Below are 8483 nucleotides of genomic sequence, written 5' to 3'. Positions count from 1 at the left end.
GCTGTGTCCCGGTATAGCCTTGATCGACAAAGGCGAGGTTGACCCGCTCTCCGGTCACCGTTTGGACCTGGCGCGCTAGCGTCTTTACCTGCGCTCGATCCTGTTCGTTGGCCGGCGTGATGTGGAGGGCTAAGCGATGGCCCAACGTATCGCCGGCCATATGCACCTTACTCCCCTTGCGGCGCTTCCCCCCCTCGTAGCCCGCCCGCCCCCCACTCGCGGGGCTCGCCGGTAACGTTCGACTATCGCGCCCGGCCGCCGAGGGCTGGCCCTGGCGCCCCCCGGCCCCCCGCAGCACTATCCGTAAATCGTGCACCAGCGCCTCGACCCCCCCCGCCTTTAACCATCGCTGGGTCTGTGGATAGACCACCGCCCACGGGGGCAGATCGTTGGGTAACATCCGCCACGGGGCACCGGCCCGCACCAGCCAGCGAACGCCGTTGAAGACCTCTCGCAACGCCTGACGCCGGTGGGGAGCCGCTTCCCTCATTCACGGCACATAGGGCGCGACTAACGCCCACTCCTCATCACTCACATCGCTCGGAGACGCTCTCCGTTCCATCCCCGCATCATAAGCCACCTAATCCTCACAGTGCAGAACACCCGCTAGCGCAAATTACGATCCTATGTAGCCGCCTGTCATTCCTGCGCAAGCAGGCATCCAGCTCCGCCTCTGGATGCCGGATCACGTCCGGCATGACGAGAGCGGAACAGCCTGGCTACAGACTAAAGTAAAAGGCTCTAAGCCCGCAAAGAGCGCCTCAGAGCCGAGGCTTGACGACCGGCGGGGTAAAGACCGCGACGGGCGGAGGCACGCCTTGATAAGCCTCGACCTCGACCAGGGCCGTGTGGGCGCTCGAGCCCTGGGCGAGCTGAGAGGTGCCTTTGTCGAGGGTCAGCACATTGGGGTTGCCATGCTTCTCCAGCGTTCCCGGAACCCCGGGCTCCAAGGGGTCGTACCAGGCTCCGGTTGCGAGTTGGACGACCGACGGCTGGACCCTGGGCGTGACCACCGCCCCGGCCAGGCACTGACCGCGGTCGTTGAACACCCGGACCACCGTCCCATCGCGGATCCCGCGTCGGGCCGCATCGTCAGGGTTGATCCAGACCGGCTCACGCCCGGCGACCTTGGCCTCCTGACTGACAACGCCCTGGTCGAGCTGGCTGTGCAGGCGGGTGGCCGGCTGGTTCGAGACCAGATGCAGGGGGTAGCGTTTGGCCCGCTCGCTCCCCAGCCACTCGGCCGGTTCCAGCCAGACCGGATGGGGCGGACAGTCGTCATAACCGTAGGAGGCGATCCGCGCCGACCAGAGTTCGATTTTTCCCGACGGCGTTGTCAACGGATGCGTCCAGGGGTCGGCACGGAAGGCGGCCAGAAAAGGCGGGGCAGGATTCGGAGCGGGCAGCTCAAACAGACCCGCCTCCCAGAACTCGTCAAACTCCGGCATGCGCACCCCCCGCTCAGCCGCACGACGCTGTGAGATGCCGTACAGGTGACGCAGCCAGCCCCTCTCGTCCCGCCCCTCGGTGAAACGCTCGGCAAAGCCCAGCCGCTCGGCCACCGCAGCGAAAATCGCATGGTCGCTACGCGCCTCGCCAATCGGTGCCAGAGCCCGTTTATTGGCCAGCAGAAAGCCGTCTCGAGGGGTGCTGACCATATCGTTGCGCTCAAGCGGGGTGGTCGCCGGCAGGACGACATCCGCGTGCCGCGCCATCGGCGTCCACCACGGCTCATGGACGATAATCGTCTCCGGCTTCTGCCAGGCCCGCAGCAGCCGGTTCAGATCCTGGTGGTGATGGAACACATTGCCCCCAGCCCAGTAAACGAGCCGAATATCGGGGTAGAGATAGTGCTCGCCATTATAGGCGAACAGGTCGCCGGGGTTCAGCAGCATGTCGGCGATACGGGCGACCGGGATAATCTCCTCGACCGGATTCGTGCCCCGATCCAGCACCGCCCAGTTGAGCCGATTGGTGTGCGCCCCAACGGTAGAGACCGAGCCGTATCCATAGCCGAATCCACCGCCCGGCAGACCGATCTGGCCCAGGATGGCGGCTAGGCTGACCAGCATCCAGAACGGCTGCTCACCGTGATCCGCCCGCTGGAGCGACCACGAGGCCGTGATCAGCGTCCGCTTGGCCGCCATACGACGTGCCAGCCTCCGGATCGTCTGGGCCTTGATCCCGGTCATGGAAGCCGCCCAGTCGGCGTCTTTGGCCTGACCGTCGGTGTCCCCCATCAGATAGGGCCGAAACTTTTCAAACCCGACACAGCAACGGGCCAGAAAATCCGCATCGTGCAGCCCCTCGGCGATCAGGGTGTGGGCCAAGCCCAGCATCAGGGCCACATCCGTATTCGGACGCGGGGTGAGCCACTCGGCTCCCAGAAAATCGGCCGCGTCGTCTTTGACCGGCCCCACATACACGAACTCGACGCCCGCCCGTTGACACGCCCGCAGACCGTCGGCGGTTCGGTGACGCACCACTCCGCCGTAGCTGATCTGGGTATTCTTCAGCGGCACCCCGCCAAACATCACAACAAGTTCTGAGTGGGCGGCAATGGTCGGCCACGACGCCTGGTCAATCAGAAAGCGGAAGAAGTTGCCCGCCACATACGGCATGATGACATCGCCGGCCGCCGTACTATAGGTGTTCACCGAGCGGACAAAGCCGCCGAACAGACCGAGAAAGCGCTGGAGCTGAGCGGCCGGAAAGTGGAACGCACCCGCACTGCCCCAGCCGTAGGAGCCACCATAGATGGCCCGATTGCCGTAGGTCTGGCGGACCCGGGTCAGCTCGCCCGCCACCACGTCGAGCGCTCGGTCCCAGTCCACAGCGACAAACGGCTCGGCGCCTCGCCTGCCACGGCCGGGCTCGTGCTCAAACCAACCGGCCCGGATCATCGGCTGGCGGATGCGCAGCTCATCGTCAACGCTTGTCACGTACGAGCGGCCGAGCGGAGAGGGATCGGGATCCTGCGGGATAGGATGCAGGGCGACAAGACGCCCATCCCGCACCTCGGGATCATAGCCCCCCCAGTGCAGGGCGGTTCGGGCCGGAGACGGCTCGGACATCGGGTGTGTCCCGGCTTGCTCGGGCTAGCTCGTAGCCCGCTTGCGGGAGATCATGGCCAGCACGGCTGCGGCAAACGGCCTACCCATCAGCACGTCGAAGGCCCGGATCACCGCCTGTCGATGGGCGAGGAGTAACACCAGCTCCCGCTCCTGGGCAGAGGTGTCGGCCGCGAAAAACCGCACCTGACAGGCGCACTGCCACGGCCGGGGCGGAAACTCCAGCTTGCCCCGGGTACTACACGTCCAGGCCGTATACTCTTTTCCCCAAAAGTGTTCCAAGCCGCGCAACACTCTGGCGGTGGACACCGTCAGACCGAGGCTGACGGTCGGCGCGTCAACACTCGCCACTGGCTCGGTGCAGTCGAAGTGCCAGGCAATGAGTTGGTCTTCCATCGGCTCCTCCTGTTTTAATCGGCCGCAGCCACCGGTTCGAGACGCGCCCGACGCACGGCCCGCGTCTGCTCCCAGTCGACCGTACCAGCTCGGGGATCGATCACTACCCCGTACTGCTCACGCGCTCCGGCAATCGTCAGCTTCTCGTCTTTGACATCGGCCAGCACCTTCTCGGGCTCGCGCTCGAAGGGATCGCCGTGGCCGCCGGACGCGCACACCACATGGTAGATGCTGTCGCCCGGCCGCACGTCGAGATGCATGTGCGCCTTGCGCGGCAGTTCCTGACTCGCATCGCCCGAGTTCAGGATGTTGGTCGACAGGCCGCCCGGCTGGCCGCCGGCCATGCCCTCAGACGCCCGCAACAGTCGGTTGGTGCGGACCATGGCCTTGCCCGGCTGCAGAAAACGCCACTGCTTGTAGATCGATAAGGACCCCCGATACTTGCCCGGTCCGGCCGTATCCGGCACATAGCCAAAGCCGTCAACAACAACCGGATACTCACGCTCGAGCAATTCGGCCGGAATCGTGCCGTAGGAGCCAAACGACATGGGCGCGACACCGTCAATGCCGTCTTTGCGGGGGCGTCCGCCCCAGCCGCCAAAGAAGATATCCATCATCGCGTACGGCGTGCCGTCGGCCTTCTGCCCGGTCAGGTGCAACACATCGCCGCCCTCGCCCGGAATGGGCACGCGCTCGGGCAGGGCCTTGGCCAGAGCCCGAAACAGCATATCGAACACGCGAAAAAACAGCGGCGCCCGACCGCCCACCGCAGCCGGAAACTGCGGGTTGACCAGGGAGCCGGGCTCGGCGACCACGCTGATGGGCCGAACAAAACCGACGTTGGGCAGGACATCCGGACTGACGATGCTCTTGACCGCCCCAAAGACCGTCGCCTTGGTCATGCTGAGCGGCAGGTTGATCGCGCCTCTGGCCTGGGGACTGGTGCCGGTGAAATCCGCAGTCAGCGTGTCTCCGGCAATCCGCAGGGTCAGCTTCAGAGCCAGCGCCGCACTATCTGTGCCAAAGCCGTCGTCCTCGAACACGTCTTCGTGGACATATTCTCCGGGCTCAATCTCGCGCAGGGCGGCTCGCGTTGCCCGCTCGGCGTAGTCGATCAGATAGTCACACGAGGACTGGTAGGTCGGCAAACCGTATTTGTCGAGCAGGGTGCGGAGTTCCTGTTCCCCCCGCCAGCAGCCGGCGATCTTGGCTTCGACATCGCCCAGCCACTCGTCCGGCACCCGGACATTGGCCATAATCGTATCCAGCAGGGCGTCGTTGCGCTCTCCAGCCTGGTACAGCTTGACGACCGGCAGCCTCAGCCCTTCCTCAAAGGTCTCCGAACACTGGCTGCTGAAGCCGCCCGGAAAGCGGCCGCCAATGTCGGTGTGATGGGAGTAGGCCAGGCTGAAGGCGACCAGCTGGTCGTGCCAGAAGGCCGGAGCAATGATCGCCACATCCGGCATGTGGGTCACCCCGGCATACGGATCGTTGACCACCACCACGTCACCGGGCTGAAACGTGCCGCCAAATTTGTCCAGCACATAGGGCATCATTTCCATAAAGAACGACAGCTGAAACGGCGCGGCATAGCCCTGGCCCAGCAGCCGGCCCTGGCCATCGCAGATGGCGGTGGCAAAGTCGCCGGTCTTGACCATGGCCGAGCGACCGGTTTTCCACACCGCAATCGCCATCTCCTCGGTAATCGAGGCCAGTTCGTTTTTAATCACTTCCACCAGAATGGGATCAAAGCTGCGTGCCATGCTGTCCCCCTTGAGCCAAAGCCTACGGGCGCACCTCGTAATAGGCGTTGAACGGATTCTCGAAGTCGTGACGCGCAAACCGGCCAAAACCGGCTTCGGCGGCCATCTTGCGCGCCACCTGTTCGTTGAAACCCAGCGTGCCCAGGCCGGCACCGCCGGGCTCCGACATGGCCGACGACATACAGCCCATGACCGAAAAGGCGTAGAACATGCCGGTCAGCGGATTCTTCAGATTTTCTTCAAAGGTCGGGGCGGAGTTGATATCGGCAATAAACCACGTCCCGTCGGGCCTGAGGGCCGCGCGAATGGCGCGAATCGTGCCGGCCGGGTCGGTCATGTCGTGGATACAGTCGAAGGTGGTGATGAAATCCAGGCTGGCGTTATCCGGCAGGCCGTCGGTCTTGGCGTTGTGAAACGTCACATTGTGCAGCCCGGCGGCCCGTTTGTTGTCCTCGGCCCTGGCCAGGGCGTGCTGCGAGATATCATAGCCGTGGAACTCGGAGCGCGGATAGGCTTTGGCCATTTCGAGGACGGCCACGCCCGCACCACAGCCCACATCCGCAGCCCGAGCGCCAGCCCTGAGCTTATCGGTCACGCCGTCAAGGGCGGGCAACACGGTCGGCACCAGCGCGGTCCGAAACCAGGGCCCGAACACCCGCTCAATGCCACGCGCGCCCTGGGCACCCCGGGCGTCGTAGGGCAGTCCCAGGCCGGTCCGAAAGGACTCGGGCAACCGTTCCAGCAGCTGCATCCGCTGTGGCAGGTCGCTGAAAATGCCGGCCGCAAACTTGGGATGCCCCTCGTCGGCCAGCAACACCCCCATCTCGGCCGATAGCTCAAACTTTCCGTCGCCCTGATATTCAACCAGGCCGGCAGCAGCCTGGCCGTGCAGCCACTCGCGCACCCAGCGTTCGTGCAAACCGGTCTGGTCGGCCAGCTGCTGGCTGGTCATCGGTCCGGCGCCCCACAGCGCCCGGTACAGGCCGAGGGCGTCGCCCAGATGGATCATGGCCGATATCAGCGCCCCCTTCAGATGCCCGAAAATCTGTTGTCCGGCGGCTTTCAGTGTGTCCGGATTAACCCCAGCGGTGTCGGTCGCCATGCTGCCCCCCTTCTTTGCCTAGGAAAAGTGCGGAATGACCTGCTCGCCCCACAGCCGGATCGACTGCATCACTTTTTCATGCGGAATATTGTAGTTCTGCATCAGACATAGCAGCTGATCGACGCCCATGTCTTGGTACTGGTGGACCTTGTCAATACAGTGCTGCGGGTCGCCAACAATGACCATGTTCTGCTGGTCCAGATAGTCGAAGGTGAACTTGTCTTTATCCACCTCGCCAAAACGCTGATAGTACTCGTAGCCCGAGCCCTCTTGCAGAAATTTCTCCATCGACGTCCCGAGCATCTCAAACGACTTCTCGTTGTACCACACCACCCCTTCTTCGGCCTCTTCACGGGCGGCTGCATTGCTGGTCGAGCAGTGGACCAGCGAGAAAACCGCAGCCTGTTTGTTGACAAACGCGCCGACCGGCGTGGCCTGATCGGCCGCCGCCTTATACAGCTGCACCCGCCGCCCGACTTCCTGCAGATTGAGCGCCAGGGTAAAGGACAGCAGGCCCAGCCCCTTTTTGCCCGCCAGCTCGTGACTGGTGGGGCTGGTGCAGGCCATCCACAGCGGCGGGTGAGGTTTCTGGACCGGTTTCGGGACCACATGGCGGGGGGGAACATGGAAGTATTTGCCCTGGTGAGAGAAGAGATCGTCCTGCCACATGCGGGGCAGCATGGACAGGGATTCTTCCCACATGCCGCGCGTATCGGCCGGGTCAATGCCAAAGCCGCCCATCTCCAGCATGGTCGCCGACCGACCGGTGCCGAACTCGAGGCGTCCGTTGCACATGATATCGAGCGTGGCGCCCATCTCGGCCACCCGGGCGGGATGGTTATACGGGGCCGGCAGCAGGCGGACCCCATGGCCAATCCGAATCGTTGAGGTCTTGGCGGCGATATAGCCGTACAACACCTCGGGTGCCGAGCAGTGGGAGAACTCGTCCAGAAAGTGATGCTCGACCGTCCAGAAGGTGTCAAAGCCGACCTGTTCGGCGAGCTGCACCTGCTCGACAACCTCGTGGAAGACTCGCGCCTCGGCTCCGGGTCCCCATTTGCGCGGGACGGTGATCTCGTAAAAAATTGCAAATTTCATGCCTGTCTCCCGACCACCCGCAGACAAAAGGGCGACCCGCACGCCGCCCTTTTGCGAGACTACATCCCGCTGATCAACTCCAGGATTGTGCCGTCCGGGTCTTTGAAACACACCACCCCGATGGTTGCTCCGCCCGGCCCGTCAATCTTCTTGAGCGGCGACAGAAAGTCGACCCGCATTTCCTGGAGATCGGCGTAGGTCTTGTCGATATCGTCAACCGTGAAGGCGATCCGGCAGATACCGACATTGTTGAGCGTCGGATACGGCGTGCCCTGGGTCGGCGGATCGATGAACTGCACCAGATCGAGCACCGGCGCATTCTCGTCGTCGCCCAAACGCATGAACACCCCACGCAGCTTCTGCGCCTTGAGCCCCAGCGCATCGCCGACACTCGGATCGTCCAGCACGAAATCGTTGACCTTATTGAAACCCAGCTTTTCATAAAAGCTGATTGAGCGCTCCATATCGGTCACACACACATTGACGTGAAACAGTCTCTGTAACATCGCACTCCTCCTTTACAAGCAACGAGGGGCGGTCCGCGGACCGCCCCTGCAACAAACGGGCAGCGCCCGCCCGAGCAGGCGGACCGTACCGGCTTAGGACTGGCCCGAACGCAGCACCTGACCTGGCAGTGCGCCGGTATGTTTCTGATCCTCGTACAGGACGCTGCCGTTCACGACCGTCCGGCATGACCAGACGCCGCCCGCCACCGGGCAGGTCGCTACGCATCTCGCCGCGCTTCTTCGAGCCGACCGTATTCAGATCAAAGATGGCGAAATCGGCCGCCAAGCCCTGCGCAATCCTGCCCCGGCTGGTGAGCCCATAAAAGGCCGCCGGCTCAGAAGTAATCCGTTTGACGGCGTGCTCCAGGCTCATGGCCTGACGCTCACGTACCCAGGTGCCGAGCAGATAGGTGCAGTAGCCGGCGTCGCACAGCATATCGACGTGCGCCCCGCCGTCAGACAGACCGACCATGACCTGGTCATGGGTGATCAGCTCGGGAATCCGATCCTCGTCGGCGTTGAACAGCTCATAGGTGTATTCGAGCTG

Annotated in this window: 8 protein-coding genes; all 8 read right to left on the bottom strand. The window is 63.6% G+C overall.

The genetic code is table 11. From position 1 onward, the window contains the following. Positions 1-490: IS5 family transposase (locus tag J4F42_19620; GenBank protein ID MCE2487728.1), on the bottom strand; the 490-nt coding region annotated here is incomplete at its 3' end. Between the two features lie 271 nt (positions 491-761). Next, positions 762-3074, bottom strand: coding sequence for a molybdopterin-dependent oxidoreductase (locus J4F42_19615; protein ID MCE2487727.1), 2313 nt, complete (start codon positions 3072-3074; stop codon positions 762-764). Between the two features lie 24 nt (positions 3075-3098). Continuing rightward, positions 3099-3467, bottom strand: a complete 369-nt coding sequence (locus J4F42_19610; GenBank protein MCE2487726.1) for a hypothetical protein — start codon at positions 3465-3467, stop codon at positions 3099-3101. A gap of 14 nt (positions 3468-3481) precedes the next feature. Further along, the gene (locus J4F42_19605) at positions 3482-5230 is read right to left on the bottom strand and encodes a hydantoinase B/oxoprolinase family protein (protein MCE2487725.1); all 1749 of its coding nucleotides are present in this window, start codon (positions 5228-5230) and stop codon (positions 3482-3484) included. Positions 5231-5252: 22 nt separating this feature from the next. Next, complete coding sequence (locus J4F42_19600; GenBank protein ID MCE2487724.1) at positions 5253-6332, bottom strand: methyltransferase domain-containing protein; 1080 nt, start codon at positions 6330-6332, stop codon at positions 5253-5255. Positions 6333-6350: 18 nt separating this feature from the next. Next, complete coding sequence (locus J4F42_19595; protein MCE2487723.1) at positions 6351-7430, bottom strand: LLM class flavin-dependent oxidoreductase; 1080 nt, start codon at positions 7428-7430, stop codon at positions 6351-6353. 59 nt (positions 7431-7489) lie between these two features. After that, the gene (locus J4F42_19590) at positions 7490-7936 is read right to left on the bottom strand and encodes a VOC family protein (protein MCE2487722.1); all 447 of its coding nucleotides are present in this window, start codon (positions 7934-7936) and stop codon (positions 7490-7492) included. Beyond that, the coding region (locus tag J4F42_19585) for an amidohydrolase family protein (protein MCE2487721.1) at positions 7869-8483 on the bottom strand (615 nt) is incomplete at its 5' end. The genes J4F42_19585 and J4F42_19590, both read right to left, overlap by 68 nt.

It is taken from the genome of Desulfurellaceae bacterium (assembly GCA_021296095.1).
Lineage (GTDB): Bacteria > Desulfobacterota > Binatia > Bin18 > Bin18 > JAAXHF01.
The sequence above is the reverse complement of the archived record's forward strand: the minus strand, read 5'-3'. Positions and strand labels throughout refer to the sequence as shown.

What these genes read in the sequence shown, in the direction of transcription:
- J4F42_19615 (MCE2487727.1), bottom strand. Translation starts at nt 3,074, where the DNA reads ATGTCCGAGCCGTCTCCGGCCCGAACCGCCCTGCACTGGGGGGGCTAT.
- J4F42_19610 (MCE2487726.1), bottom strand. Translation starts at nt 3,467, where the DNA reads ATGGAAGACCAACTCATTGCCTGGCACTTCGACTGCACCGAGCCAGTG.
- J4F42_19605 (MCE2487725.1), bottom strand. Translation starts at nt 5,230, where the DNA reads ATGGCACGCAGCTTTGATCCCATTCTGGTGGAAGTGATTAAAAACGAA.
- J4F42_19600 (MCE2487724.1), bottom strand. Translation starts at nt 6,332, where the DNA reads ATGGCGACCGACACCGCTGGGGTTAATCCGGACACACTGAAAGCCGCC.
- J4F42_19595 (MCE2487723.1), bottom strand. Translation starts at nt 7,430, where the DNA reads ATGAAATTTGCAATTTTTTACGAGATCACCGTCCCGCGCAAATGGGGA.
- J4F42_19590 (MCE2487722.1), bottom strand. Translation starts at nt 7,936, where the DNA reads ATGTTACAGAGACTGTTTCACGTCAATGTGTGTGTGACCGATATGGAG.